Below are 24774 nucleotides of genomic sequence, written 5' to 3' on the forward strand. Positions count from 1 at the left end.
TGCCGCGCCTCAGCGCGGCTCTCAGGGGAACTTCGGAAACTGGGTGAAGTCGGGCGCGCGCTTCTCCTTGAACGCGTCGCGGCCCTCCTTCGCCTCGTCGGTGGTGTAGTACAGAAGCGTGGCGTCGCCCCCGAGCTGCTGGAGGCCCGCCAGGCCGTCGGTGGCCGCGTTGAACGATGCCTTCATGAGGCGCAGCGCCGTGGGCGAGAACTGCATCATCTCGCGCGCCCAGCTCACGCACTCCGCTTCGAGCTCGTCGAAGGGAACCACCTTGTTGACCAGGCCCATCTCGAGCGCCTCGGCCGCGGTGTACTGGCGGCACAGATACCAGATCTCGCGCGCCTTCTTCTGGCCCACGATGTCGGCCAGATACCCCGCGCCGTAGCCCGCGTCGAAGCTGCCCACCTTCGGGCCCGTCTGCCCGAACTTCGCCGTGTCGGCCGCGATGGACAGATCGCACAGGATGTGCAGCACGTGCCCGCCGCCGATGGCGTAGCCGTTCACCATGGCGATCACCGGCTTGGGCACGATGCGGATGAGGCGCTGCAGGTCGAGCACGTTCAGGCGCGGGATGGAGTCCTCGCCCACGTAGCCGCCGTTGCCGCGGATCTTCTGGTCGCCGCCCGAGCAGAACGCCTCGTCCTCGTGGCGCCCGCCGTGGTTGGCTCCCGTGAGGACGATGACGCCGATCTCCGCGTCGTCGCGCGCGACGGTGAATGCGTCGTACATCTCGTTCACCGTGAGCGGCGTGAACGCGTTGCGGCGCTGCGGTCGGTTGATGGTTATCTTGGCGATGCCGTCGCAGGTCTCGTAGATGATCTCGCGATACTGCTTGCCCGGCTTCCATAGGATGTCGGTCATGGTGCTCCCTATTCAGTTGGCTGCGCAATGATGCCATGATAGCGCTCCGCACGCGATTCGTGCAGCGTGCGGGGCGTTTTACTCAATTATTCCGAGCGAAGCTCACCAGGGCCGCGACAAAAGATTGAGCCTGCTCCAAGTGTGTGTTGTGCCCCGCTCCCGCGACGAGCTTGACGCGGGCGGCGGGTGCGCCCTCATCCACGCGGCGGGCGAGGGCGGCGTACTTCTCGTCGAGCTCCCCGGCCAGGTAGAGCACGGGCGTGCCCGCGTCCGCGGCGCGGGCGAGGGCGGCAAGCGAGGCGGCCTCGTCCGCCTGGCGGTGCTGGCCGAGCTCCTCGAGCTGCCAGACGAGGGCCGCGGGCGCGTTGCTCACGCGCTCGGCCTGCACGCGGGCGCGCACCGAGGCGGGCAGCGCACGCTGCGAGGCGAACAGCGGAAGATCCGCCCACGCCTCCATGAAGGCCGCGACGCCCTGCTCGCGCACGCTGCGAACCCATGCGGCGCTGCGGGCCGCGAAGGCCGCGCGCGCGGCGTCGTCGACGGGGCCGAGGCCCGCGCTCTCGAGCACGATCCCCACGACGGGCAGGCCCCTGTCCCCGGAGCCGCAGCGCACGAGCGCCTCGAGCGCGATGCGGCCGCCCATGGAGTAGCCCACGAGGACGGGAAGGGCGGGGGCGGGGATGCCGCTGGAGCCGGGAGACGCGGCGGGGGACGCCGGCGCGGGGCGGGCGAGGACGGGAAGGGCAGCGTCCTCGCATGCGCGGGCGACCCGTTCGCAGACGCCCGCCAGGTCAAGTCCCTCACACGCGCATTCCCCCAGGTCGAAGGCGCACGCCTCGTGTCCTTGCGCCCGCAGGAGACGCGCGACCTCATCCCACGCGCGCGTGCTCTGCGCGAAGCCGTGCAGCAGAACGAACGTCGTCATGCGGCCCTACCTTCCCTGCCCCTGGAACCTCCCGTAACGCTCGCGCACGCCCCGCAGCGGGGTGCGCACCTCGATGAGGCTGATGCCCGGCGTGCCCAGAAGCCCGCGATAAGCCTCCGCGAACTCCCCCACCGTGCGCGCGCGGCGGTACGGGACGCCGAAGGCGCGCGTCGCGTCCTCGAACCGCACGTCCTGCGGCACGAGGAACAGCCGCTCGAAGTACGCCTCGTCAGACGCCTGGGGCAGCATGTCGAAGATGGCGCCGCCGTTGTTGTTCAGAAGCACGATCACCATCGAGCGCGCCGGGGCGTGGTGCACCATGAGCTCGCGCTGCAGGGCGAGCGCGCTCAAGTCGTGCAGCAGGGTGAAGTCGCCCGTAACGAACGTGGTCTGAGCGAAGTGCTGCGCCGCGCCGAGCGCCGTGGAGGTGGTGCCGTCAATGCCGTTCTGGCCGCGGTTGCAGAGCACGCACAGGGGCTTGCCGCCCTTCGTGTAGAAGGTGTCCACGGCGCGCACGGCCATCGAGTTCGCCGAGAACACGCACGAGCCCGCAGGCGCCAGCTCGAGCAGCGCGCGCACGTAGGCGCCTTCGAACTGGTCGAGAGCGTCTGCGACGGGCGCGGACACGGGAGCCGTGACGGAGGGGAGCTCGGGCTCGGGTTCGATCGCAGACACGGAGGTCACGGAAGGCGCGGCGGATCCCGGCGCGCCCACGCTGGCGATGCGATCGCGCTCCGCGGCGTTGCGCGCGACCCACTCCGCGCAAAACGCCCGCTGGCCCGCGTCAGGCTCCTGCCTCCACGCGTTGCGCGCGAAGTCGAGCGGCGAGGAGCTCACGAGCAGGTCGGTGGCGAAGTGGAAGTCGCGCGTCTGCGCCACGTCGACCACCACCGAGAGCGCCGCCTTGCCCGCCATGATGGTCGCGTGCTTGGAGACGGGGTAGCGCCCGAAGCGGATGACCGCGTCGGGCGCGGGGCAGTCGGCCTGGCGGCAGATGTTGTCGTAGTTGTCGATGACCTCGAGCGCGTCGACGCTGCGCAGGCCCGAGAGCGGGTCGGCCAGAAGCGGCAGCCCCAGCGCGTGCGCCCACGCGACGACCTCGCGCGCCTCGGAGAGCGTCGAGCACGTGCCCTCGCCCGCGAGCACGAGCGCGCGGCGGCCGCGCAAGAGCCCCCCGATCCGCTCGAGCGCCTCCGCGTCGAGCACCGTGCGCCCCGCGACCAGCGGCGACGGTACGTCCCGCAGCGCCGGGACGCGGCGCGCCACGGCGAACGCGTCGCCGCCCGCCACGGCGTCTGCCCCCGGGAAGTCCGGCTTGAGCGGCTCGTCGAAGGGGAAGTTCACGTGCACGGGCCCCGCCATGCGCGCGCATCCGCGCGAGGCCACCTGCGGGTCGGCCGAGCCTGCGCCCGCCGTCGTCGCGCCCGCCTCCGCCGCACGCGCAACAGCACGCACGCCCACCGTATCCGCGGGCGCAGCGGCACACGGGCTCGCCGTCGCACCCGCGACCGCCCGCTCGTCCGCCGCCGCGCCGCCGAGCGCCGCCAGGCACGCCTCGCGCGCCGCCTGCCGCACGAACGCCAGGTCACGCTCACGCGCGCTCGGCAGCGGCATCGCCCGGAACACCTGAACATGGTCGCCGTACGCCTTCAGCTGGTCGGTGGTCTGAGGCGCGCCGAGGCCCTGCAGCTGCGGCGGGCGGTCGCCCGAGAGCACCACGAGCGGCACCCGCGAGGTCTCCGCCTCCATCACCGCCGGATAGTAGTTCGCCAGCGCCGTCCCCGACGTGCACACCACGACCGCCGGCCGGCCGCTCGCCTTCGCCAACCCCAGCGCGAAGAAGGCCGCCCCCCGCTCGTCGACGTCGACGTAGAGGCGCAGCCGCTCCGGCGCGCGCCGGCTCAGCTCGAACGCCGCCATGGCCAGCGCCGTCGAGCGCGACCCCGGGCTCACCACCACGTCGCGCACGCCCCAGCGCACGAGCTCGTCGAAGAACGCCGCCACCCACAGCGCGGTTGCCTGCGCATGCGTGATCTCCTGCTTCGCCATGCCGCCCCTCCGCTACTCTTCGCCGAACGCGCTCAGGACGGTGCGCAGCTTGAGGTCGATCTCGTCGTACTCGGCGTCGGCGTCGCTTCCGCTCACGATGCCGCAGCCCGCGTACACCCAGCCGCATTCGCCGTCGAACACCCCTGTGCGCAGCGCCACCGAGAACTCCCCGTCGCCCGAGCCGTCCACGAAGCCCGCCGCGCCCACGTAGAGCCCGCGGTTGTACGCCTCGATGCGCCGGATGAGCATCTTCGCCTCGCCGACCGGCGTGCCGCTCGTGGCCGGCGTGGGATGGAGGTCCTCCATGAGCGACCACAGGTCGACGCCGTCGAGCACGCGCGCCCGCGCGGGGGTGTGGAGGTGCTGCACGTGCGCGAGCGGCATGATCTGGGGCGTGGCGGGAACGTCCACGTCGTAGCACGCGCGCGAGAGCACGTTGCGGATGAAGCGCACCACGTAGTCGTGCTCGGCACGGTTCTTCGCGTCGGCCATGAGCTCGGCTGCCAGCCGCGCGCGCTCCTGCTCATCCGCGCCCGCCGGGCACGTTCCCGCCACGCAGGCCGACTCGACCACGTCTCTGCGCTTGCGCACCAGAAGCTCGGGCGTGCAGCCGCAGAAGAACACGTCCGCGTAGCGGTACATGACCACCGTGCCGCGCGCGCTGCCGTCGATGAGGTTCACCAGCAGGTCCTTCGACGAGAACGGGTGCTCCGCCACAAGCCTGAGGCGCCGCGAGAGCACCACCTTGCTCACGCGCCCCTCCTCGATGGCGGCGAGCGCCTCGCCCATGGCGGCGCGCCACGCCTCACGCGAGTCGGGCTCGAGCGTGTACGGGATGCGCGTGCGCACACGGCGCGGCGCGTTGGCGCAGAGGCGCGTGAACCGCTCCACGCGCCCGGCGTACACCGGGCTCAGCGAGTTCACCTGCAGCAGGCGCCCGCGCTCGTTCTCGATGAGCACCACCTCGGGCAGCATGAAGCGCAGCCGCGGGAACGCGCAGAACAGCTCGTCGGCAGGCGCGGGGTTCTCGGCGTCGAAGCGATTGAAGGAGAAGAACACGGCCGGCTGGTCGACGGGGGTCGCGACGGCGGCGCTGCCAGCCGCGGGACCGGCGGGGGCCACGGCGCCCGCGGCGCGCGGGGCGCCCGCGGCGCGCGGGGCGCCCGCGCCGGTCGCTGGGTCAGCGGTGCCCGCGCCGGCCGCCCCGCGCGCGTTCCCGTTCTCGTACTCGTAATCCACGTCCTCCAGGGAGGGCAGGGCGATGCAGCGCCCGAGCCCCATGTAGCGCGCCTTGCGCTGCTTGTCGTAGTAGACGAACTGGTCGGTGAAGCCCTTCTGCAGCACGCAGAACGCGTCGACGATGTCAGCGTCGATGGGCTTGGTCAGGGAGAATATCTTGGTCATGGCACCTCTCGTCCTGCGCAAACGCGCCCGACCGCGGAAAATGCCGTGCTGCCGGGCTGAATTCTTTGGGAAATTCTACCATGCCCGCTATACTGTTTCGTCGCACCATCGGGGTCTTCGGCCCTTGCACGACACGCACTTGAAGGAGGAGAGCACATGAAGGGATTCCTGAACGAATTCAAGGAATTCATCAACCGCGGCAACGTAATGGACCTGGCAGTCGGCGTCATCATCGGCGGCGCGTTCACGGCCATCGTCACGTCGCTGACCACCAACATCATCAACCCGCTCATCAACGTCATCGCAGGCGGCGGCGCGGACGCCATCTCGGGCCTCGTAATCCCCGGCACCGAGATCGACTTCGGCGCGTTCATCAGCGCCTGCATCAACTTCCTGATCGTGGCGTTCGTGGTCTTCCTCCTGGTGAAGGCCCTGAACAAGATCCAGACCGCCGGCGAGAAGGTGCTGCACCGCAACAAGGATGGCGAGGAGGTCGTCGAGGTGCCGCCCACCTGCCCGTTCTGCCTCGAAGAGGTGAAGGCGGGCGCCACCCGCTGCCCGCACTGCGCCGGCGAGTTCGCCAAGCCCGCCGAGGCCACCACGAAGCCGGCCGAGGCATAAGCGGAAGCTCGCAAAGGCCATCCCTCTTGACGGAGTTGAGTCTACCCTCAAAAAAATGAGTCGAGGCGTAAGGGAGGCTCGCAAAAAAGCAGCACGCATGAGGGAAGGGGGCGCAACCCAAGTTGCGCCCCCTTCCCTCATGCACTCATGCCATCCCAAATGGGACCATGTCCCTTGCCATCCCAAGAGAGATCCCCCTGTTACGAAGACCTTTCCCCGCGTCATCCTGAGCGAGCAACCTCATCTCGTGTCATCCTGAGCGAGCGAAGCGAGTCGAAGGATCTGGCCCCAGGCTCGGCGCACTCGCATGCGCAACGCGGGCTCAGGCTGCGCCCCTTCCCTTCCGCTCGTTTATGTCATCCTGAGCGAGCGAAGCGAGTCGAAGGATCCGGCCTCGGGCACGGCGCGCCCGCATGCGCAACCTGCTCACGACCAGATCCTTCGACTCCGCGCCCTGCGGGCGCTCCGCTCAGGATGACATAGGGTGACGACTGGCGTCCGGAATGCCGTAGCTCAACGTCCCGTACGCACTCCATTCAGAATAACAGGGAGCATGGCGCTCGCAGATGCGAGCACTTTGCCCAGAACGACAGGGAGGTCATAGCGCTCGCGGACATAGACACCCTGCAGGCGCCGCAGCCCTTAGCGGCAGCAGGCGGGAACGGCGTGCTTCACGCGGTCGCGCTCCTCGGCGCGCTTGCCGTCGTTGAAGCGGTCGAGCGTCCCCACCAGGTAGCCCGTGATGCGGCGGATGCGGTCGAACTGCGCGGGTGCCAAGCCGTAGTGGATGCCCACGTCCTCGCCCTCCACGTCGAGCGTGAGGGACTCCAGCTTGCCGTGCGGGAACTTCTCGTAGCCGCGCTTGAGATAGGCGCGAATCTCGTCGTCGCTGACGCGGACGTCGGCCTCGCTGGCGTAGTTGACCTCGATGGCAACGCCGTCGAGCGTGATCTTGTCCGTGGTGCACGTTGCGGTCATGATGGGCTCCTTCTGACGGTCCTGATATGAAGCGCGAGCCTTCGGCAAGCCAAGCCAGTCGCCAGACGGGTCACCTGACAGCCCGCGCCGTTGTCGAGGCAGACTGCCTGAGACGTCGAGCAAGCTGCCTGATCGCCTGACAACCTGAGCGGCTGAGGGGGCTGGCCAAGCCGAGGCATTCGCGTGAATAATCACAGAAGGCACCTTACCACACTCCCGCCCCTAAATGCTACTAATTTTATAGCATTTAGGAAACCACCCGGTGAACGGCGCGGCAGACAGCGCAGCGAGCGGCACAAGCACACCGCGCGCAAAGGAAACGCCCAGACCGACACCTTGTCGTCGCGCACCGAAGAGAGCCGGGGTCGAGGGTGCGCGTCGCATGCACATACGTCTCGTGTTCGCGCGTTGCGTGCACGGGAAAACCACTATCAAGACCGTATTGTTGCGCGCAGAAGGAAGCGGCCTTCACGCGGCCATGTTATAATCAGGCTGTACTAGCGAAGCCCGTTTGATGTTAACTGGGGGCGGGCGGAGCGGTACTGACGAACCGAGGGGCTAGTTGCCTCTAGCCCCTCTCTTCTTCTCCCGCTTCATCCGTCGGTGCTTATAGTCCTGCCATAGCGTTATGCCTAGGCTAACCAGGCTCGCTATGTTGGCCGCTACGGCCAAGGCAAACAGAATTTCATCCATAGGCATCGCCCTCCTTTGCAGTCAGGCTCCGCCCGCACGCGGACTTCGCTAGTCACCCGATCTTATCAAATCCGCGCCGCCCTATCAGTAATGCATGTGCCTCATTTCGCGCCAACATGCCACACCGTCCAAACGTCAGACTCGCGTGTCGCATAATGCGCTAAGGCTGATGGAGAAGCCCCCGCAAGCTCGCATATGCGAGCTTGTGAACTGGGGTTATGCGATTTACGCGATTCGCTTGGCTGCGTTAGATCTTGTACATGAACTGGAAGACGTCCTCGCGCTGGATGATTACCTGCACGCCGAGCTCCTCGCCGACGGCGGCGAGCTTCTCCTGCACGGTGTTGAAGTCGCAGGCCTCGGGGACCAGCGTCACGAGCATGGTCATCGAGAAGATCTCGCCCTCACCCAGGATGGTCTGCGAGATGTCGTCGATGTTGGCGCTGCACTCGGCCAACGTGGTGGCGACTGCCGCGACGATGCCGCTGCGGTCCTTGCCCAGAACGGAAATGACGCACTTCATTGGTTGATCCTTCCCTCGCATCCCGAAAAACGGCTGCAACTCATAGTAATCCATCGCGAACGAGTGTTTCACGTGAAACATTCGCAAATGCCCGCCGCGCAGAGCGAGCGGAGAATCGCCGCACCCCGGCCGCCGCAGGGCGCGGCCTTTGGGCCGCAAGGCGCGATTGTCGATCGCCGAGCGCAAACCAGGCCGCCACGCGCGACCGCCAAACGCGGGACGTGGCCGCCAGAGCTACAAGGCGCGATCGTCAACCGCGCACCGCACCCGCTAGCCGCAGGACGCGACTGCCGCGCCGCAGCGAGCTACTTGCGCAAGATGAGCGACAGCGCCTCGGCGCGCGTGGCGTCGCTCTTCTCGAAGACGCCGCGCACAGCGCTCGTGGTGGTCTTGCTGCCCGGCTTCTTCACGCCGCGCATGCTCATGCACATGTGCTCGGCCTCGATCACCACGATGACGCCCTGCGGGTGCAGCTGCTCCATGAGCGTGTCGGCCACCTGCTTGGTGAGCCGCTCCTGCACCTGCGGGCGCTTCGCGAACGCCTCCACCAGGCGCGCCAGCTTCGACAGCCCGCAAATGCGCCCGTCGGCCGCGGGGATGTACGCCACGTGCGCCTTCCCGAAGAACGGCACCAGGTGATGCTCGCACATCGAGTAGAACGGGATGTCGCTCACCAGCACCATCTCCTCGTGATGCTCGTCGAACGTCGTCTCGAAGTGCCGCGTCGGGTCCTCGGTCAGGCCCGCGAACACCTCCTCGTACATGCGCGCCACGCGCGCCGGGGTGTCGAGCAGCCCCTCGCGCGTCGGGTCCTCGCCGACGCCCTCGAGGATGAGGCGCACGCCTTCTTCTATCTTCGCATGGTCCACAGTCGGTAAACTCCTCACAAAACGGATGCGGAACATCATAGCACGGAGCAGCTCCGTGCCGCGCCGCTTCGCGCCCGCGCACGCAACCGCTACAGCTGGAGCTGCGCCCACGCGCCGTCGTCGTCGCGGCAGCGCTCGCCCTCACCGCAGGCGCCACAGCCGCGCGAGCGCACGCGCACCTTCGCCACAGCCGCGCGAGCGCACGCGCACCCGCCTTCGCCGCAGCCGCTAGCGCACGCTCACTCTCACCGCACGCTCGTCCGCGCACGCAGCCGCTATAGCTCGACCGGCGTCCACTCCTCGTGCGTGCAGATCCACGCCGAAGGGTTCTCAACCGAGAAGAATACGAGCGTAGGGTCATCCGGGCCGGCGTAGCGCTCGCCGAGCATGGAGAGGTGGTCGAAGCCCGCCTGGCGCATCGCGGCGCCCGCGCGGTCCTCAAGCCCCGCCTCGCCGCGCAGGATGAGCCAGCCGTGCCCCGGCCACCAGGCCGTGGCCTCGAACTTCGGGTTCGCCACAAGCTCCTCCCAAACGTCTTTGGTGGTGGCCGTGCAGAACCAGATCTTGCCGTCCTGCTCAGCGGCGAAGCTGAACGGGCGCACATGCGGCTGGTCGTCCACGCTCGTGGCCAGGTACCACGCGGGGATGCTGGTCAGGTACGTGAGAACGGTGCGCATGCCTTCGGATGCCGTCATGGGCGGGTTCCTTTCTTCCCCTTCTCGGTCGCTCTCGGTCGCTCGCGCCGTCAGGTCAGGCGGGACGCGAAGTTGATCGCCAGCACGCATGCGGCGAGGGCCGCCACGCTCGCCGCGGCCACGGCGTCGCGCGCGTGGAACTCGAGCGGGACAAGACGCGTGCGCCCCTCTCCGCCGTGGTAGCAGCGCGCGTCCATGGCGCCCGCCAGCGTCTCGGCGCGGCGGAACGCGCTGGCAAACAGCGGGACCACGAGCGCGGTGAGCGCGCGCATCCCGCCCGCCAGCGGGCTGGCTGCGAAGCGTGCGCCGCGGCTGACCTGCGCCTGGTAGACGGTGACGAGCTCCTGGGCGAATTGCGGCAGGAAGCGCAGCGCGATCCCGAGGATCATCGCGAGCTCGTGCGCTGGCACGCCGACGCGTGCGAGCGGCCTGAGCAGATGCTCGAACGCCTCGGTGATGTCGAGCGTGGTAGTGGTCATGGTCACGAGGCTCATGGCCAGGATCATGGTGACCAGGCGCGACGCCACGAAGAGGCATGCGCGCACGCCCGCCTCGCTGATCTGGATGAACCCGAGGCTCACGTAGACGGCGCCGCCCTGCGTCACGAACAGGTTGAGCAGCGCCGCGAGCACCACGATGAGGGAGAGCGGCGCGAGCGAGGCGGCCGCCTTGCCCACGGGAAGCCGCGCCACCCCGTAGAGGACGAGCACGAAGGCGGCGCACGCGCCCACCGCCAGGAAGTCAGCGCATAGAAGCACGGTCACGATGAAGGCGCACGCCAGCACGAGCTTGGCGCGCGGGTCGCACCGATGGACCACGCTGTCGCCGGGAAAGTAGCTGCCAAACGAAAATACGCGTCCCATCAGGCGCTCCGTCCCAAAAGCGCGGCCAGGTCATGCGCGAGCGCGCGCTCGTCGTACAGAACGCCCGACGCAAGCGGCAGGCCCTCCGCGCGCAGCGCGTTCGCCATGCGCTGGGCCGCCGGAACGCCCAGGCCGATCGAGCGCAGCTCGTCTGCGCGCATGAACATCTCCTGCGGCGTGCCGACGGCGAACAGCTCGCCCTCCTTCAGCACCGCCACGCGCGAGCACAGCCGCGCCAGGTCGTCCATGCTGTGCGACGCCATGACCACCGTCATGCCCTGCGCGTGCAAGCGCGCGATCAGGTCGAGGAAGTCGCGGCGCGCAGCGGGGTCGAGGCCGGCGGCCGGCTCGTCTAAGACGAGCGTGCGGGGGCGCATGGCCAAGACGCCCGCGAACGCCACGCGGCGCTGCTGGCCGCCCGAGAGCTCGAACGGGCTTTTCGCGCTGAGATCATCAGGGTCGAGGCCGACCCGCTCGAGCGACGCGCGCACGCGCCGGCCCACCTCGTCCTCGGGAAGGCCCAGGTTGCGCGGGCCGAACGCCACGTCGTCATACACCGTGGCGGCGAAGAGCTGCCGCTCAGGGTACTGGAGCACCAGCCCCACGCTGCCGCGCACCTCGCGCGCCACGCGCTTGTCAGCCAGGTCGGCACCGCCCGCCAGCGCGCGCCCCGCCGTGGGGTGCAGAAGCCCGTTCATGTGCTGGATGAGCGTCGACTTGCCCGACCCCGTGTGCCCCGCGATGCCGAGGAACTCTCCCTCGCGCACGCTGAGCGACACGTCGCGCAGCGCCCACACCGCATCGGGGCTGTTGCCCCAGTCAGGCGCTTGGACGGGGGCTTTGCGAGCGCGCTTGGAGGCGCGGCTCCGCTTCGCCGCAGCGGCGTCATAGGCGTAGGAGACGTGCTCGAAGGTGATGAGGGGAGCGCCCGCCGGCTGAGGGGCTGCGGGGTCCACTGCGGCCTCGGCTTCCGCGGCTCGCGCGCCGCGCGACGTGCCCGCGCCGCCGGCCGCACCGCGATCGCCCGCCGGGCTTCCCACATCCTGCGCATCCTGCGCGCCCGCGCCGCCGGCCGCGCGCCACCGCGCGACCACTTCGTTCGCTAGCCGCCCCTCGTCGATCTCGAGGGGCACCTCCACGCCAGCTGCGCGCAGGCGCGCGGAGAAGTCGGCGGCGAAGGGCACCTCCAGGTTCAGCGCGCGCAGCTCGTCCACGTGCGCGAACACCTCCCGCGGCGCGCCCTCGAGCTTGATGCGCCCGCCCTCGAGCACCACCACGCGGTCGGCGCGCACCGCCTCCTCCATGAAGTGCGTGATCATCACCACCGTCATGCCCGCCGCGTGCAGCTCAGCGCACACGCGCAGAAGCCCCGAGCGCCCGCGCGGGTCGAGCATGGCCGACGCCTCGTCGAGCAGGAGCACCTTCGGCTCCATGGCGAGCACGCCCGCGATGGCCACGCGCTGCTTCTGCCCGCCCGAGAGCGCCGCGGTCTCCTTCTTCTCGAAGCCCTCAAGCCCCACCTCGGCCAGCGCATGCGTGACGCGCCGGCGTAGCTCGTCAGGGGGAAGCCCCAGGTTCTCCGGGCCGAACGCCACGTCGTTCTCGATGAGGCTGGCCACGATCTGGTCGTCGGGGTTCTGGAACACCATGCCCGCCGTCGCGCGCACAGCATAGAGGCTCTCGGGCTCGCGCGTGTCCATGCCGTCGACGCGCACGCAGCCCGCATCGGGCATGAGCAGCGCGTTCGCGTGCTTCGCCAGCGTGCTCTTGCCGCTGCCGTTGCCTCCGAGCACGCACACGAACTCGCCTGCGGCCACGTCCAAGTCCACGCCGTCGAGCACGGGCGCGGCGCCGTCGTAGGTGAAGCGCACGCCTTCGAAGCTGATCATGGGGTTCCTCTCCGCCTTCCTTCGCCCTGCGCCGACGCGGGCCGCGCGGTTCCCGCGCTTGCGCGCCCGCGCGCCCGCGCAAGCCGCCCGCACCCGCACCCGCATCGGCCGCCCGAGCCCTCGCTCGCGCCGGCCGCCCGAGCCTGCGCCGGCTTCTACTTCCCGGCTACCTGGTCCTTCTTCGGCGTGATCAAGTTCGACACCGCCTTGTACACCACCAGCGTCAGCACCGCGTTCAGCACGCCCTTCACCAGGTTGAACGGCAGCAGCGCGGGAAGCACGAGCGCCAGGCCCACGTCGAGCGACCCGTACCAGAACGCCACGCCGATGGTGAGGTTCGCTGCGACGGCGCCCGCGATGGCGCAGAGCACGCTCAGCGCCAGGCCGACGACGGCCATGCGGTACGTGCGGCGCTTGCGGTACAGCAGCGCCGCGGGCAGCACGAAGCACAGCGTGGCCACGATGTTCATGAGCGAGCCCACCCACTCGCCGAGCAAAAGCCCGTGGATGACGGCGGCCATGGCGCCGACCACCACGCCGGCCGCCGGGCCGTACGCGAAGCCGCACACCATCGCCGGCATGAGCGACGGGTCGTAGGTCAGAAACGGCACGCCGGGGATGAGCGGGATCTGCACGAACTGCAGCAGCGCGGCAATGGCGCACATCAGGGCCATGGTGACCATCTGACGCGTGCTCCACGCGTTGGTGTTCGAGAACTGGTACGAAGTCTTCGGGGCTTGCGACGTGCGCGACGTTTGTGGTGCTTGCGGCGCGCTCGGCGCCTTCGGGGCTTGCTCGGCCATGGGGCTCTCCTTTCCCTTCAAGGCGCTGGCTTGGATCGGTCGCGCTTCCCGCCTTGAAAGGAAACGAGCCCGCATGAATTCCCATTCACGTAGGCTCGAAGAATTGCGCTGCACGCGCTCGGCACCTCGAGGGGCCTCGCATGCCGCGCCGCCTGCTGAGGAGCCCGCGCGGCTCAAGCTGCCGCGAAGCCCGAAGCGCCCGGCGCGTTCGCAAAATCTGCCTCTTCCATCCGGACTATGACCGTTGGTCCTGGAGTTTCACCAGGTCAACCCGCCTCGGCATAATGCCTTGGCAGGGTCGCGGACTCCCGGCGCCCGCGCCTGGGCGCGCCGCCGAATACCGCCAGTGAGGACTTCCACCTCGCCCTGAAACAGAATTCATTACCGCGCATTGTAAGGGCAACCCGCCACCTGCGCAACCCCGCACCTACAGCGCGATCTCCAGGCCCACAGGGCAGTGGTCGCTGCCGAAGACCTCGCTGTAGATGCTGGCGGTCTCCACGGCGCCCGCCAGCTCGTCGCTCACGAGGAAGTAGTCGATGCGCCACCCCGCGTTGTTCTGCCGCGCCTTGAAGCGGTAGCTCCACCAGCTGTACGCACCCGTCACGTCGGGATGCAGCAGGCGGAAGGTGTCGGTGAAGCCCGCGCCCAGAAGCTCGGTGAACTTCCCGCGCTCCTCGTCGGAGAAGCCCGCGTTGCCGCGGTTGGGGCCGGGGTTCTTCAGGTCGATCTCCTGATGTGCCACGTTGAAGTCGCCGCACATGACCACCGGCTTCGGAGGCGTCGTCGAGCCGTCCGGCAGCGTCCCCTCCTCGAGGCCCTTGACGAAGTCGCGGAAGGCGTCGTCCCACTCCATGCGATGCGCGATGCGCGCGAGCTCGTTCTGCGCGTTGGGCGTGTACACGTCCACGAACCAGAACGCCTCGAACTCGAGCACCACGACGCGCCCCTCCTGGTCGAGGTAGTCGTTGCCCAGGCCGTGCAGGACGCGAAGGGGCTCCTCGCGGCTGAACACCGCCGTGCCCGAGTAGCCCTTCTTCTCGGCGTAGCTCCAATGCTGGTGGTAGCCCGGCAGGTCGAGCTCCACCTGCCCCGCCTGGCACTTCGTCTCCTGCAGGGCGAACACGTCGGCGTCAAGCGCGGCGAACGTCTCGAGGAAGTCCTTCTTGAGCACCGCGCGCAACCCGTTGACGTTCCACGATACAAGGCGCATGTTTTATTTCCTTCCTATTTATGATAGGGCTCGCCGCGCGAGATCTTGAAGGCGCGGTAGACCTGCTCGAGCAGCACCACGCGGGCGAGGTTGTGCGGCAGGGTGATGGGGCCGAACGAGAGCGTCTCGTCGGCGCGCGCGTACACCGCCGCGTCCACGCCATCCGAGCCGCCGATCACGAAGGTGATGTCGCTCGCGCCGCCGAGCGTCAGCGCATCGAGGCGCGCCGCGAGCTGCTCGCTCGAGCGCTGCCGGCCCTCGATGGCCATGAGCACCATGTGCGAGGAAGGCGCGATGGCCGCCAAGATGGCCGCGCCCTCCCGGGCCCGCGCGGCCTCCACGCCGCCCGCGCGCCCAGGGTCGACGTCGGCCACCTCGCGTACCGTCACCTTCGCATAGCCCGACAGGCGCTTGAGGTACTCGGCGCAGGCGTCAGCCCAGAAGCGCTCCTTGAGCTTCCCCACCGCCACGACGCTGATTCTCACTGGACGCTGCTCCAGTCCGCGCCGATGACCACGAGGAAGTCCGTGGTGAACAGGTACTCGTTGTTGTTGAGCACCGCACGGCCCACTCCCAGGGCGTTGACGATCTCCTGAGCGCGCTCCTGCTGGGAGGCGTCCGCGTAGACGACCACCGTCTCGGCGTAGTCGGCGGCGTCGGCGTTCGCAGCGTCCACGGTGTAGCCGAGCGCCCCGATCTTCTCGGCCGCCGCCGCACCCGCGCCGTCGATCTCCGTGCCGTTGCGCACCGACACCGTGCCCGAGCGACGCGGCGTCGTGGTGCCGTCGCCCGAGGCGCTCGCGCTCCCGCCCGTGCCGGCCGTCGCCATCACCGTGCCCGTGGCCTCGTCGATCACGTCCTCCTCGACAGGCGGCAGGCCCTGCTCCACGCGGCGCAGCATCTCCTGCCACTCGTCCTCGTCCATGATCTCCCACCAGACGCCGTCGATGTACTCCGAGGTGGTGGGGTTCACACAGCTGTAGAAGTCGGTGGCCATGTCCATGCCGCGCATGCTGCTCGCCAGCGAGAGGATCTCCATGAGGCTCATGTCGGTGGTCACGTACTTCGACAGCGTCTCCACCGTCGACACCATGGTGCTCAGGTCGGAGTCGAGGACCTTGCCCGCGATGGCGCTGATCACCATGCGCTGGTTGGCGGCGCGGTACTCGTCGCCCTTGCCGTATTCGTCGAACGCGTGCCGCGAGCGGCTCAGGATGAGCGCCTGCTCGCCGTTGAGCGTCTGCAGGCCCGCGTCGAGGTGGCCGCCCGCGTCAGGATCGTTGATCTCGATGGGCACTTCGACCTCGATGCCGCCGATCGTATCCACGACCTCGCAGAACCCGTCGAAGTCGATCTCCGCGTAGTGTGCGATGGGCACGCCCGCCAGCTCCGACACCACCTCGACCGTGTAGGCCGCGCCGCCGATCGGATACGCCGCGTTGAGCTTCTGCTTACCGTACTCGCCCATGTCGACCATGGTGTCGCGCATGAGCGAGATGGCCGTGACCTTCTTCTGCGGCGGGTCGATGCGCATGAGCATGATGGAGTCGGCGCGGTAGACGCCATCGAGCTCGGCGCCGCTCTCGCGCTGCTGCGACTTGTCGGTGCCGAGGAGCAGCATGTAGAAGGGCTCGCCCGGCTCCACGTTGTCAAGCGCGTCGAGCGTCTCCTGGGTGACGCCGCTTGAGAGGTTGCCCTGGATGCTCATCATCTTGGTGAGGGCGTAAGCCGTGGTGCCGAGCACCGCCACGAGCACCACCGCCAAGCACGCGATCAGGATCTTCTTGCGCTTCTTGCGCTTGCGGTCGCGCGCGTAGTCATGCGTGTAGGAGCTGCGCGCGTAAGGGTTGTTGGGATTGCCGCCCGCGTTCGCGCCCACAGGGCCGGCGGGGATGACGGGACTTACCGGGTTGGCAGGGTCGACGGACGCCGCCACGTCCTTCCTGCGACGAGGACCCGGCGAGGCCACCCTTCCCGATCGAGCGGAGGGACGCGAAGAGCCGCCCGCGTCCCGTCCGCTTCCGTATGAGTTTCTGTCAAACGATTTTGCCATCGCCCGGAGGCTCCTGTTCGTGGTCCGTCTGTCATGGCGCACGTTGCCCGAATTGAAAACATGCGAAACTTTATTTTGAGGGGCGCCACCTTATCTGGCAACTGAGAGCCCCCGTTATGCGGGAAAAGCCACAGGACGATTCCATCTAATCCACAAGTTCATCACGAACAGAAGCTCAGGACACGCCCGAGATCAGGCCATACGCGCAGAAGCCTGCCGCAGGCGAGAGGGCTCGACTTGCGCGAAGGCAACGGCTCGCACCCGGGTCGACACCCTACGCGGACACGCCGAGGCGCTTGCACATATAGGCGTTGGCCGCCTTCTCGGCCTCGTCGCAAAGCGGCGCGAGCGCGCGGGGCGCTTCGCCCGTGCGGGCCGCGTGGCGCTTGAGGGCGCATGCGAGCAGGTAGTCGGCTACCTCGGGGTTCTTCGACAGCAGCGGGCCGTGCAGATAGGTGCCCACCACGCCGCGGTACAGCACGCCGTCGGCCTTGTCGGCGTCGTTGTTGCCGTGCCCCGCCTGCGACGCCACCTTGCCGAAGCTGCGCACGCCCGCGCCCAGGTACGTGCGGCCCGCGTGGTTCTCGTATCCCACCACCGGGAGCGTCGCCGCCGGCGAGCGCAGGACGATGTTGTCGATCAGGCGGTCAGCCGACGTGCCGGGGCGGCGCGTCTCGAGGTTGACCACGCCCAAGCCCGGGACCTCCTCGTCGCCGAGGAGCCACACCTTGCCGAGGATCTGGTAGCCGCCGCAGATGGCCAAAAGCGCGCCGTCCTCCTCGACGAAGCGCGCGATGTCGTCGCGCAGCGCGAGCAGGCCCTCGCTCGCCAGCTTCTGCTCGCGGTCGGGGCCGCCGCCCATGAACACCAGGTCAACCTGCGAGAGGTCAACCTGGTCGCCGTGGCGCACGCGCTGCACGCGCACGGGAACGCCGCGCCAGCGCAGGCGCTGCTCGAGCACCCGCACGTTGCCGCCGTCGCCGTACAGGTTGAGCAGGTCGGGGTACATATGGGCTATCACGAGCTCCGACGTCGCGCCGGCGGCGGCATGCGCAGCCGCGCTGCCGGCAGGGCCGCCCGACGCCGCAGGCGCCCGCGACGAGCCGCCTTCGCCGCAGCCTTCGCCGCGGGCCGGCCTGTCGCAGCCGCCCTCGCCTTCGCCCTCGCTGCGATCTTCGTCCTCGCCGCAGCTCTCGCCTTCGCCGCGGCCTGGCCCTTCGCAGCCCCCTTCGCCAGCAGCGCCGACACGGCGAGCCGAAGAGCCGGCCATCGCGTCGAGGCTCGCCTTCACGCCGGGAAGCGCCGTGTAGTTCGCGATCGCGTACACGCCCGCGTCGGCGGGCAGCCCCGCCCCGCCGGGCGCGCCGAGCGCGGCGAACACCTCGTCCATGCCCTCGACCAGCTGCGCCTCGACGCCCGCGTACTTCAGGCGCACCTGCAGGTCGTTGCGGCGGATGCCGCCTGCGAACACCACGCAGTCCCTCTGCGCCACCAGCTCCTCGAAGTCGATGTCCCAGATCCACGAGATGTCGCGCCCGTCGGCCTCCTTGTCGTTGATGAAAAACGCCACCGCCTTCGGGCGGGCGTCCTGCGCCACGATCTTGAGGTTCTGGTTGAAGCCCGTGGGGTTCTTCGCCAAGTTCAGCAGCACGCGCCGGCCGCCGACGGCGTACTCCTGCAGGCGCCCGTTCTTCGGGTCGAACGCGTCGATGGCGCGCTGGACGGACGCCGGCTCGCAGCCGAGCAGGCGCGCGGCCACCGCGACCGCCATCAGGTTGTACACCATGTACGCGCCCGAGAACCCCGCGCTCACGCGGAACGCAGGCGGCCCTTCGGCGTCGGCCGCGCCAACCCCTGCGCTCCCGGCCGCGCCAGCAGCACGCGCGCCGGCCGCAACCGCCGCCTCAGCACCCCCAGCCGCCTCCGCCCCAGCCGCAGCCGCCTCCGCGCCATCAGCCCCCGGCCCCGCCAGCTCGAACTCCAGCCCGCTCGCGCCGAGCCGCACGTCACGCGCGGCCCAGTCGAGGGCGGGGCGCGCGAACCCGCACTGCGGGCAGCGGTACGCGCCGAGCTGCCCGTACTGGCGGAACGCGTACTCGAACATCGACGAGCAGCGCTGGCACATGGTGGCGTCGGACACCACGTTCTGCGCGAGCCCCATGGAGGCCTCCACGCCGAACGCCACCGAGCGAGTGCGCTCGCGCCCCGGCAGGGCGGCCGCGCGCTCAGCGATCATGGCGCACAGCGGGTCGTCGGCGTTGTACACGAGCACCGTGTCCGGCGAGGTTCCCAGCGCCCCCACGATGCTGTCCTGGATGCGGTCGATCTCGCCGCAGCGGTCGAGCTGGTCGCGGAACAGGTTCAGCAGCACCACGTAGCGCGCCTGCAGGTGCGGCAGGATCTTCGCCAGCCACAGCTCGTCGCTCTCGAACACGCCCCAGTCGGCTCCCCTGCTCTGCAGCATCACCGTGGACACGCCCGAGTCGAGGTTGGCGCCCGTGCGGTTGCACACCACGCTGCGCCCCGCGCGCTCGAGCACGTCGGCTATCAGGTTGGTCACCGTGGTCTTGCCGTTGGTGCCCACCACCACGACCGACCCCTCGCGCAGACGCGGCGCCAGGTGCGCGATCAGCTCCGGGTCGACGTACAGCGCGATCTTCCCCGGCGTGTTGGCCGCCGGGCGGTGGAAGACGCTCCTCAGCCCCCACGTGAGCACGGCGCCAACGCCCTTCGCCAAGCCGAACTGCATGCCCATGAACGCCCCTCGATTCAAGCCTCGTACCTACCGCATATCGTTTTAGTATAACCTGACCGGCCGAGAAGCCTTATAATCAACGCGATATACAGATCCATTGCTTGACAGGAACTACCCCGTGGATACCAGCCAGATCATCTCAGTCGTCGTATTCGTCGTGGCGCTCGGCCTCATCATCTCAGAGAAGGTTCACCGCGCGCTCGTAGCCATCGTAGGCGCCGTCGTGCTCATGGCCATAGGCGTCATCCCCTTCGAGACGGCCATCCACCACCTCGACTTCAACACGCTCGGCGTGCTGTTCGGCATGATGCTGTTCGTGTCGGTGGTGAAGCTCTCGGGCATCTTCGAGTACCTCGCCATCAAATGCGCCCACATCGCGAAGGGCGACCCGTGGAAGATCATGATGCTGTTCGTCATCCTCACCGCCGTGCTCTCGGCGTTCTTGGACAACGTGACCACAGTGCTGCTCATCGGCCCCATGACGCTCACGCTGTGCAGGCTGCTCAAGGTCGACCCCGTACCGTTCTTCATCACCGAGATCATGGCGTCGAACATCGGCGGCACGGCGACGCTCATCGGCGACCCGCCCAACATCATGATCGGCTCGGCCGCAGGGTTCGACTTCGCCGACTTCATCATCTACGACGCGCCGGCGGTCGTCATCATCCTGGCCGTGATCATCGTGCTGTTCTACTTCCTGTACGGCCGCAAGATGAGCGCGGCGCGCAAGAAGAACAGCGGCGACGTGGTGTTCGACGTCATGGGGCTCAACCCGTCCGACTACATCGAGAACCGCCGCCTGCTGAGGATCTCGGTCGTCATGATCGTGCTCGTGGTGGCGGGCTTCATGTTCCACGGCGCGCTGGGCTGGGAGTCCTCCATCATCGCGCTGGGCGCGGCGGGGCTGATCCTGCTGATCTCGGGCGAGTCCATCGAGAAGGCGCTGCTGAACGTCGAGTGGACCACGCTGGCGTTCTTCGCGGGCCTGTTCATCATCGTGGGTGCCATGACCGAGACCGGCGTCATCGAGATGCTGGCCCAGGCGCTCATCGACGTGACCGGCGGCGACGTGTTCCTCACCATGCTCGTGCTGGTGTTCGCATCGGCCATCGTCTCGAGCTTCTTGGACAACATCCCGTTCGTGGCCACGATGATCCCCATCCTGCTCACCATGGAGTCGTCCGGCATGGACGTCATGCCGCTGTGGTGGGCGGTGTCGCTCGGCGCGTGCCTGGGCGGCAACGGCTCGCTCATCGGCGCAAGCGCGAACGTGGTGCTCTCCGACATCTCGAAGAAGAACGGCTACGAGATCACCTTCGTCCAGTTCTTGAAGGTGGGCTTCCCGCTCATGCTCGTGACCGTGGTCATCGCCGCCGTGTACCTGGTCATCCGCTTCCCCGTCGCGGGATAGCGCCGGAGTGACGTCGGGATAACATCGGGGTGACGTCGGAGAGCAGACCACTACTGGCTCCACGTTGAAGGGCGTAGCGCTGATGCGGGTTAAGGTAACGTCGGGATGACGTCGGAGGCAAAATCCCCTTGCGCCGCGATGGCAAGTTCGCTATACTTTACCATCGATTCTGAAAGAGGCACCCCGCCAACGTGGCTCAGCTGGTAGAGCAACGCACTCGTAATGCGTAGGTCAGCGGTTCGAATCCGCTCGTTGGCTCCAGTAAAACCGCAGGTCAGTCGCTTATCGGCTGGCCTGCTTTGCTTTCTCGCACCAGACGTTTTGGAGAAACAAACTCAGAATGCATATCGACGAGCTATATTCCGCAGCGCATAACTCGTCGATATGCAGGTGCAAGCGTCACAACTTGCTCCATATGCAAAAAAATGACGAGGTACGAACCTCGCCGTTCTGGAACCTTTAGGGCTTGAGTCCTATCGGCATCTGCATTGTCTCACATCGGGTTCTAGAAGCTCAAGAGTCGCCATGCAAACAGCCATACAACGACCGCGCAGAATCGCTTCGTTGGGCATTGACTGGCGCATCGACGCACCCGCAAGGATCTGGTTCGCCTCGCACTTGCCGCCCAGAGCCGCACGCCGCAGGATACCCGACCTGCCTCATCTAGGCAGCGGCCGTTTCCCATGAGCCGCCTGATCGGCTGGCGAGGCGCTTGTCGTGCCAGCGTCGCGGCATGACCACGACTGCTCTGCGTATCCACATTACTGGCTGTTTCCGAATGTGGGGCCCCAGGGGAAGTAACCCCGATCATGAGGAGGTCAGACATGAAGGCGATGCTCATCCCCACGGGAGGCTACCCCAGGGAGATCGAGGTATGCGGGCTCAAGGGCCTACAGGAGGCCGTGGGCGGCGCGATAGACGCCTGCGGGTGGGTCTTCGACGACGCCCCGACACTCTACGTCAACGACGAGGGCAAGCTCGCCTGCCCGCCCAACCGCGCCGTGTACGCCACCGAGAGGGAGGCGGGGGCGATTTCCTGGGACGGCTCGACCGTCCGGGAGGGCGACCTCCTGGACATCATCTGCGGCGACTTCGTGGCCGTGGGCTTCGACCCCGAGGCCGGGGAGGACAGGGACATAACCGAGGAGGAGGCCGCGCGGGTGGCCGAGCGCTTCGGGACGCCCGAGTCGGTCATGAGCGGGCTCGCCGAGGCCCTGCGTATCAGGGCCCAGGCGGCGAGGTAGGGAGGCGGCCCCGGCGGCGGGAGGGAGCGCTGCGCGGCGCTCCCTCCGACCCTCCCGCGCCGAAGGGCGGGCCCTTCGGAATCCCCCCCTCGCGGCCTCCGCGCCGGCTGGGCGCGCGTGCGTCAACGCCCGGCCGGCGCGTGCTAGAATTGGGTGCGGCAGTGTCCGCCGACGCCTGCGGGTGATGCTCCGGAGAAAGGAGCTCGCCATGGAGCTGTTGATGTGCCTTGCAGCTTGCTGCACGATCATGGGATTCGTCCTTGATTGCATCGATAGGAGCCGACGCAGGAGGGAGCGGAGAAAGAGAATGGTGCCCAGGAAGAAGTAAAGCCGGGCGGGCACCCGGCTTTTACCCAAACTGACAAGCATCACCCGTAGCTAACTTGGCTGGAATCCGGGTTAGGTCGGCGGGCGCTGCCATCAACTGCATTATAGCACTCCCGCATCGACGTTCAAGGGCTGAGCGGCTGCCGTTTTCCAGGCGACATCGAGCGGCAGGGAGCCGAGCGATCCCAAGCCTTCCATGCTCAACGCGACGCTAACTTGAGGTGTGCCGTCCCCGCATCCCCCTCTTATCCTCGTTCGCCAGCTGGGCTGGGTAGCCCCGCTGCGCCCGCTGGTAAACCACCCCTCGCAAAACCCCGCACAAACCCGCCGCGCGGGTTGGTGGAGGTTGCGCTGTCGCTTTGCGAGGGGAAGTTGACAGGCGGGCTCCGCGGGGCTCGGCGGCAGGCATGCCGAGGCAAGCGGGCTTGCAATCGGCGAGCCGATTCGAACCCCGATCATGAGATGATCAGATATGAAGGCGATGCTCATCCCGACGGGGCTACCCAGGGAGATCGAGGCCTGCTGGTTTGAGGACCTACAGGAGGCCAAGCAGGTGGCCGAGCGCTTCGGGACGCCCAAATCGATCATGAGCGGGCCTGCCGAAACCCTGCGCATCAGGACGCAGGCTAAACGGTAGGGAGACAGGCCCTCTGCAACGCGGGCCACCGGGAGCCGCGAAAGGAGAAGCTGAGAACGCATATCGACGAGTTATATTTCGCAGCACATAACTCGTCGATATGCAGGTTCAAGCGTCACAACTTGCTCTATATGCAAAAAAATGACGAGGTACGAACCTCGCCGTTCTGGAACCTTTAGGGCTCGATGCCCTATCGGCATTCGTATTGTCTCACATCGGGTTCTAGAAGTTCAAGAGCCGCTATGCAAACAGCCACACATCGACTGTTGTTTGCAAATCGTGATCGAGAAATCGGTGGCATCAAATGACGAACGCAGCTATCATACGAAACACGAAAGCACCGAACGGCGAGGAATCGCCCTTTCCGGGACTTTCGCATTTTTGCCTGTCACCCAGCAGCTGACACCCATTGGGCAGAACTCCCTAGCTGACAATCCAGAATGAAACGGAGGAAAAACTCCCGGAGTCCCGCTACGCCAAGGCCATCAGCTCGCGATCGATGGCCCGACGCACGAACTCGGATCTCGTCATCCCCGTCTCCTGCTGCACCCGCTTCATTGCCACGGTGCGCGAGCGCGGGATCTTCACCGTTATCGAGTCAAGCGGCTCATCCGAAATCCTCGGCCTCCCGTTGATGACCTCACCGAATCGCATATGCGACCAATCGGCGCTTTCGTATTCACCGGACCACGCATCCAGCTGCTCCGCCGTTACGCCGAACCTCTCGTGCAGCTCCTCGTTGCTCATTTCCTACCACTCCCTTCGATGATTCCAAGCTCCCTTTTCGCATTTGGCTGAGGAGGAATAAACGCGTGGTAGATGAGGAAATCCCCGTCAGCGTTGCGGATGGCGACGAGTTCCATCAGCCTCCCCTTGCCGTCGATGCCTATTGCAAGATATTCGTCTGGGTTTTTCCCTAACCTCGGCCTGCTCCTGATGGCGTTGCACCAGGCGGCAATGGCATCAGCTTTCTCTATGTTTTGCTCAGGATGTCGCGTCTCCACCCTATCGTCAGCATAGACCTCATTCATGGGCATCAACCGTCATTCGCCGTTGGTAAGACAAAAGTATCTTACCACGCTTCGCCTCCTGCGACAAGCTCGAGAAACGTCTTGGGGAAGTTGTGCTAGTCTGCAAGGCGCGAAGCAAGATGCGGGAAGCGAAGCGCCGACAGACTCGCGACAAAGGCTTAGCTGGCGCCTGACGAGGAGAGGAGACGAAGACATGGCGTTCGACTACAAGAGGGAGTACAAGGAGCTCTACGTCCCGGCGCGCAAGCCGAGCATCGTGGAGGTCCCCGCGATGAGCTACCTGGCGGTGCGCGGCAAGGGGAATCCGAACGCCGAGGCGGGCGCGTACCAAGAGTCCATCGGCCTGCTCTACGCCGTTGCGTTCACCATCAAGATGTCCAAGAAGGGCGATCACCGCATCGACGGCTACTTCGATTTCGTCGTGCCGCCGCTCGAGGGGTTTTGGCGGCAGGGCGAAGCGAACGGGCCGATAGACTACGCGCGCAAAGAGGACTTCAGCTTCACATCCTGCATCCGCCTTCCCGACTTCGTGTCGCCGGAAGACTTCGCCTGGGCAAAGGAGGAGGCCGCCCGCAAGAAGCAGATCGACTTCTCGAAAGTGGAGCTTCTTGCCGTTGAAGAGGGACTATGCGTCCAGTGCATGCACATCGGCCCCTACGATGACGAGCCCGCCACCATAGAGCGCATGGACGCGTTCGCAGCGGTGAGCGGATACGCGCCTGACTTCAGCGCGCAGCGCCAGCACCACGAGATCTACCTCTCCGACCCGCGCCGCTGCGCACCCGAGCGCCTGAAAACCGTCATCCGCCATCCCATCCGAGCCGTCTGAGGCGAAATCTCACGCCGTGAAGAGGAGGCGCCCGATTCTGCGAACTCCCGAGCACCGCTCAGAGCTGATCGCGAGAGAGAAATCGACGGCTGATCCTCTTC

At 67.4% G+C, this 24774-nt stretch carries 23 protein-coding genes, 1 tRNA gene and 1 riboswitch; of the genes, 6 read left to right on the plus strand and 18 right to left on the minus strand.

Translation table 11 applies throughout. The features are described 5' to 3' along the window. Window positions 1–21 precede the first annotated feature (21 nt). From menB to G7Y50_RS03910, 4 genes are all read right to left on the minus strand, one after another. Window positions 22–861, minus strand: coding sequence for a 1,4-dihydroxy-2-naphthoyl-CoA synthase (menB, locus tag G7Y50_RS03895; protein ID WP_165052495.1), 840 nt, complete (start codon window positions 859–861; stop codon window positions 22–24). A gap of 82 nt (window positions 862–943) precedes the next feature. Further along, window positions 944–1786, minus strand: coding sequence for an alpha/beta fold hydrolase (locus G7Y50_RS03900; RefSeq protein ID WP_165052506.1), 843 nt, complete (start codon window positions 1784–1786; stop codon window positions 944–946). Window positions 1787–1792: 6 nt separating this feature from the next. Further along, window positions 1793–3835, minus strand: coding sequence for a 2-succinyl-5-enolpyruvyl-6-hydroxy-3-cyclohexene-1-carboxylate synthase (gene menD, locus G7Y50_RS03905; RefSeq protein WP_165052517.1), 2043 nt, complete (start codon window positions 3833–3835; stop codon window positions 1793–1795). A 12-nt stretch (window positions 3836–3847) separates the two neighbouring features. Beyond that, window positions 3848–5239, minus strand: a complete 1392-nt coding sequence (locus tag G7Y50_RS03910; protein WP_241159493.1) for an isochorismate synthase — start codon at window positions 5237–5239, stop codon at window positions 3848–3850. Between the two features lie 156 nt (window positions 5240–5395). On the opposite strand from G7Y50_RS03910, the gene mscL reads away from it, so the two are divergent. Then, a complete protein-coding gene (gene mscL, locus G7Y50_RS03915; RefSeq protein ID WP_165055214.1) occupies window positions 5396–5860 on the plus strand; it encodes a large conductance mechanosensitive channel protein MscL in 465 nt (154 codons plus the stop codon). A 642-nt stretch (window positions 5861–6502) separates the two neighbouring features. On the opposite strand, the gene nrdD is transcribed toward mscL, so the two are convergent. From nrdD to G7Y50_RS03970, 12 genes are all read right to left on the minus strand, one after another. Next, complete coding sequence (gene nrdD, locus G7Y50_RS03920) at window positions 6503–6838, minus strand: anaerobic ribonucleoside-triphosphate reductase (protein WP_165055212.1); 336 nt, start codon at window positions 6836–6838, stop codon at window positions 6503–6505. Window positions 6839–7396: 558 nt separating this feature from the next. Further along, complete coding sequence (locus G7Y50_RS12150) at window positions 7397–7531, minus strand: hypothetical protein (RefSeq protein ID WP_255464117.1); 135 nt, start codon at window positions 7529–7531, stop codon at window positions 7397–7399. Between the two features lie 247 nt (window positions 7532–7778). Continuing rightward, a complete protein-coding gene (locus G7Y50_RS03925) occupies window positions 7779–8054 on the minus strand; it encodes an ACT domain-containing protein (protein WP_165055210.1) in 276 nt (91 codons plus the stop codon). Between the two features lie 305 nt (window positions 8055–8359). Further along, on the minus strand, window positions 8360–8923 hold the full coding sequence (folE, locus tag G7Y50_RS03930; protein WP_165055208.1) for a GTP cyclohydrolase I FolE: 564 nt from the start codon (window positions 8921–8923) through the stop codon (window positions 8360–8362). A 275-nt stretch (window positions 8924–9198) separates the two neighbouring features. Further along, the gene (locus G7Y50_RS03935) at window positions 9199–9618 is read right to left on the minus strand and encodes a pyridoxamine 5'-phosphate oxidase family protein (RefSeq protein WP_165055206.1); all 420 of its coding nucleotides are present in this window, start codon (window positions 9616–9618) and stop codon (window positions 9199–9201) included. A 50-nt stretch (window positions 9619–9668) separates the two neighbouring features. Then, on the minus strand, window positions 9669–10481 hold the full coding sequence (locus G7Y50_RS03940; protein WP_165055204.1) for an energy-coupling factor transporter transmembrane protein EcfT: 813 nt from the start codon (window positions 10479–10481) through the stop codon (window positions 9669–9671). Further along, window positions 10481–12370, minus strand: a complete 1890-nt coding sequence (locus G7Y50_RS03945) for an energy-coupling factor transporter ATPase (RefSeq protein ID WP_165055202.1) — start codon at window positions 12368–12370, stop codon at window positions 10481–10483. Before G7Y50_RS03945 ends, G7Y50_RS03940 begins: the two co-directional genes overlap by 1 nt. Window positions 12371–12525: 155 nt before the next feature. Beyond that, the gene (locus G7Y50_RS03950; protein ID WP_165055200.1) at window positions 12526–13173 is read right to left on the minus strand and encodes an ECF transporter S component; all 648 of its coding nucleotides are present in this window, start codon (window positions 13171–13173) and stop codon (window positions 12526–12528) included. A gap of 214 nt (window positions 13174–13387) precedes the next feature. Continuing rightward, a riboswitch (FMN riboswitch) is annotated at window positions 13388–13551 on the minus strand. 49 nt (window positions 13552–13600) lie between these two features. Then, window positions 13601–14386: an exodeoxyribonuclease III gene (locus G7Y50_RS03955; protein WP_165055199.1), complete on the minus strand. Its 786-nt coding sequence runs from the start codon at window positions 14384–14386 to the stop codon at window positions 13601–13603. Window positions 14387–14400: 14 nt separating this feature from the next. Continuing rightward, window positions 14401–14871, minus strand: a complete 471-nt coding sequence (rlmH, locus tag G7Y50_RS03960) for a 23S rRNA (pseudouridine(1915)-N(3))-methyltransferase RlmH (RefSeq protein ID WP_165055197.1) — start codon at window positions 14869–14871, stop codon at window positions 14401–14403. Further along, complete coding sequence (locus G7Y50_RS03965) at window positions 14868–16439, minus strand: LCP family protein (RefSeq protein ID WP_165055195.1); 1572 nt, start codon at window positions 16437–16439, stop codon at window positions 14868–14870. Before G7Y50_RS03965 ends, rlmH begins: the two co-directional genes overlap by 4 nt. A 274-nt stretch (window positions 16440–16713) precedes the next feature. Then, entirely contained in the window at window positions 16714–19194 is a 2481-nt protein-coding gene (locus tag G7Y50_RS03970; RefSeq protein ID WP_165055193.1) for a MurT ligase domain-containing protein, read from the minus strand. Window positions 19195–19312: 118 nt separating this feature from the next. Between G7Y50_RS03970 and G7Y50_RS03975 the strand changes: the two genes are divergently transcribed. The 4 genes from G7Y50_RS03975 (at window position 19313) to G7Y50_RS03990 (ending at window position 22813) form a co-directional block, all read left to right on the plus strand. After that, window positions 19313–20605, plus strand: a complete 1293-nt coding sequence (locus tag G7Y50_RS03975; RefSeq protein WP_165055191.1) for an SLC13 family permease — start codon at window positions 19313–19315, stop codon at window positions 20603–20605. A 185-nt stretch (window positions 20606–20790) separates the two neighbouring features. Continuing rightward, window positions 20791–20866, plus strand: a tRNA-Thr gene (locus G7Y50_RS03980). Window positions 20867–21414: 548 nt separating this feature from the next. Beyond that, window positions 21415–21849 carry a DUF3846 domain-containing protein gene (locus G7Y50_RS03985; RefSeq protein WP_241156506.1) on the plus strand — a complete coding sequence of 145 codons (435 nt, stop codon included), beginning with the start codon at window positions 21415–21417 and terminating at the stop codon, window positions 21847–21849. Window positions 21850–22648: 799 nt separating this feature from the next. Then, window positions 22649–22813 carry a hypothetical protein gene (locus tag G7Y50_RS03990; protein WP_165055189.1) on the plus strand — a complete coding sequence of 55 codons (165 nt, stop codon included), beginning with the start codon at window positions 22649–22651 and terminating at the stop codon, window positions 22811–22813. Between the two features lie 471 nt (window positions 22814–23284). Here the strand turns inward: G7Y50_RS03990 and G7Y50_RS03995 are convergent, their stop codons facing one another. Then, entirely contained in the window at window positions 23285–23560 is a 276-nt protein-coding gene (locus tag G7Y50_RS03995; RefSeq protein ID WP_165055187.1) for a toxin-antitoxin system antitoxin subunit, read from the minus strand. Then, window positions 23557–23844 (minus strand): hypothetical protein, encoded by a 288-nt coding sequence (locus tag G7Y50_RS04000; protein ID WP_165055185.1) that lies wholly within the window; start codon window positions 23842–23844, stop codon window positions 23557–23559. The genes G7Y50_RS03995 and G7Y50_RS04000 overlap by 4 nt, the downstream gene beginning before the upstream one ends. Before the next feature lie 193 nt (window positions 23845–24037). Here G7Y50_RS04000 and G7Y50_RS04005 point away from each other — a divergent pair, with 193 nt between their 5' ends. Continuing rightward, entirely contained in the window at window positions 24038–24673 is a 636-nt protein-coding gene (locus G7Y50_RS04005) for a GyrI-like domain-containing protein (protein WP_165055183.1), read from the plus strand. Window positions 24674–24774 lie beyond the last annotated feature (101 nt).

The organism is Adlercreutzia sp. ZJ176, from assembly GCF_011038975.1.
Lineage (GTDB): Bacteria > Actinomycetota > Coriobacteriia > Coriobacteriales > Eggerthellaceae > CAAEEV01.

Excerpts from the sequence above, each read along its gene's own strand:
- menB (WP_165052495.1), bottom strand. The coding sequence starts at position 861 with ATGACCGACATCCTATGGAAGCCGGGCAAGCAGTATCGCGAGATCATC.
- G7Y50_RS03900 (WP_165052506.1), bottom strand. The coding sequence starts at position 1,786 with ATGACGACGTTCGTTCTGCTGCACGGCTTCGCGCAGAGCACGCGCGCG.
- menD (WP_165052517.1), bottom strand. The coding sequence starts at position 3,835 with ATGGCGAAGCAGGAGATCACGCATGCGCAGGCAACCGCGCTGTGGGTG.
- G7Y50_RS03910 (WP_241159493.1), bottom strand. The coding sequence starts at position 5,239 with ATGACCAAGATATTCTCCCTGACCAAGCCCATCGACGCTGACATCGTC.
- mscL (WP_165055214.1), top strand. The coding sequence starts at position 5,396 with ATGAAGGGATTCCTGAACGAATTCAAGGAATTCATCAACCGCGGCAAC.
- nrdD (WP_165055212.1), bottom strand. The coding sequence starts at position 6,838 with ATGACCGCAACGTGCACCACGGACAAGATCACGCTCGACGGCGTTGCC.
- G7Y50_RS12150 (WP_255464117.1), bottom strand. The coding sequence starts at position 7,531 with ATGGATGAAATTCTGTTTGCCTTGGCCGTAGCGGCCAACATAGCGAGC.
- G7Y50_RS03925 (WP_165055210.1), bottom strand. The coding sequence starts at position 8,054 with ATGAAGTGCGTCATTTCCGTTCTGGGCAAGGACCGCAGCGGCATCGTC.
- G7Y50_RS03935 (WP_165055206.1), bottom strand. The coding sequence starts at position 9,618 with ATGACGGCATCCGAAGGCATGCGCACCGTTCTCACGTACCTGACCAGC.
- G7Y50_RS03940 (WP_165055204.1), bottom strand. The coding sequence starts at position 10,481 with ATGGGACGCGTATTTTCGTTTGGCAGCTACTTTCCCGGCGACAGCGTG.
- G7Y50_RS03945 (WP_165055202.1), bottom strand. The coding sequence starts at position 12,370 with ATGATCAGCTTCGAAGGCGTGCGCTTCACCTACGACGGCGCCGCGCCC.
- G7Y50_RS03950 (WP_165055200.1), bottom strand. The coding sequence starts at position 13,173 with ATGGCCGAGCAAGCCCCGAAGGCGCCGAGCGCGCCGCAAGCACCACAA.
- G7Y50_RS03955 (WP_165055199.1), bottom strand. The coding sequence starts at position 14,386 with ATGCGCCTTGTATCGTGGAACGTCAACGGGTTGCGCGCGGTGCTCAAG.
- G7Y50_RS03965 (WP_165055195.1), bottom strand. The coding sequence starts at position 16,439 with ATGGCAAAATCGTTTGACAGAAACTCATACGGAAGCGGACGGGACGCG.
- G7Y50_RS03970 (WP_165055193.1), bottom strand. The coding sequence starts at position 19,194 with ATGGGCATGCAGTTCGGCTTGGCGAAGGGCGTTGGCGCCGTGCTCACG.
- G7Y50_RS03985 (WP_241156506.1), top strand. The coding sequence starts at position 21,415 with ATGAGGAGGTCAGACATGAAGGCGATGCTCATCCCCACGGGAGGCTAC.
- G7Y50_RS03990 (WP_165055189.1), top strand. The coding sequence starts at position 22,649 with ATGAAGGCGATGCTCATCCCGACGGGGCTACCCAGGGAGATCGAGGCC.
- G7Y50_RS03995 (WP_165055187.1), bottom strand. The coding sequence starts at position 23,560 with ATGAGCAACGAGGAGCTGCACGAGAGGTTCGGCGTAACGGCGGAGCAG.
- G7Y50_RS04000 (WP_165055185.1), bottom strand. The coding sequence starts at position 23,844 with ATGAATGAGGTCTATGCTGACGATAGGGTGGAGACGCGACATCCTGAG.
- G7Y50_RS04005 (WP_165055183.1), top strand. The coding sequence starts at position 24,038 with ATGGCGTTCGACTACAAGAGGGAGTACAAGGAGCTCTACGTCCCGGCG.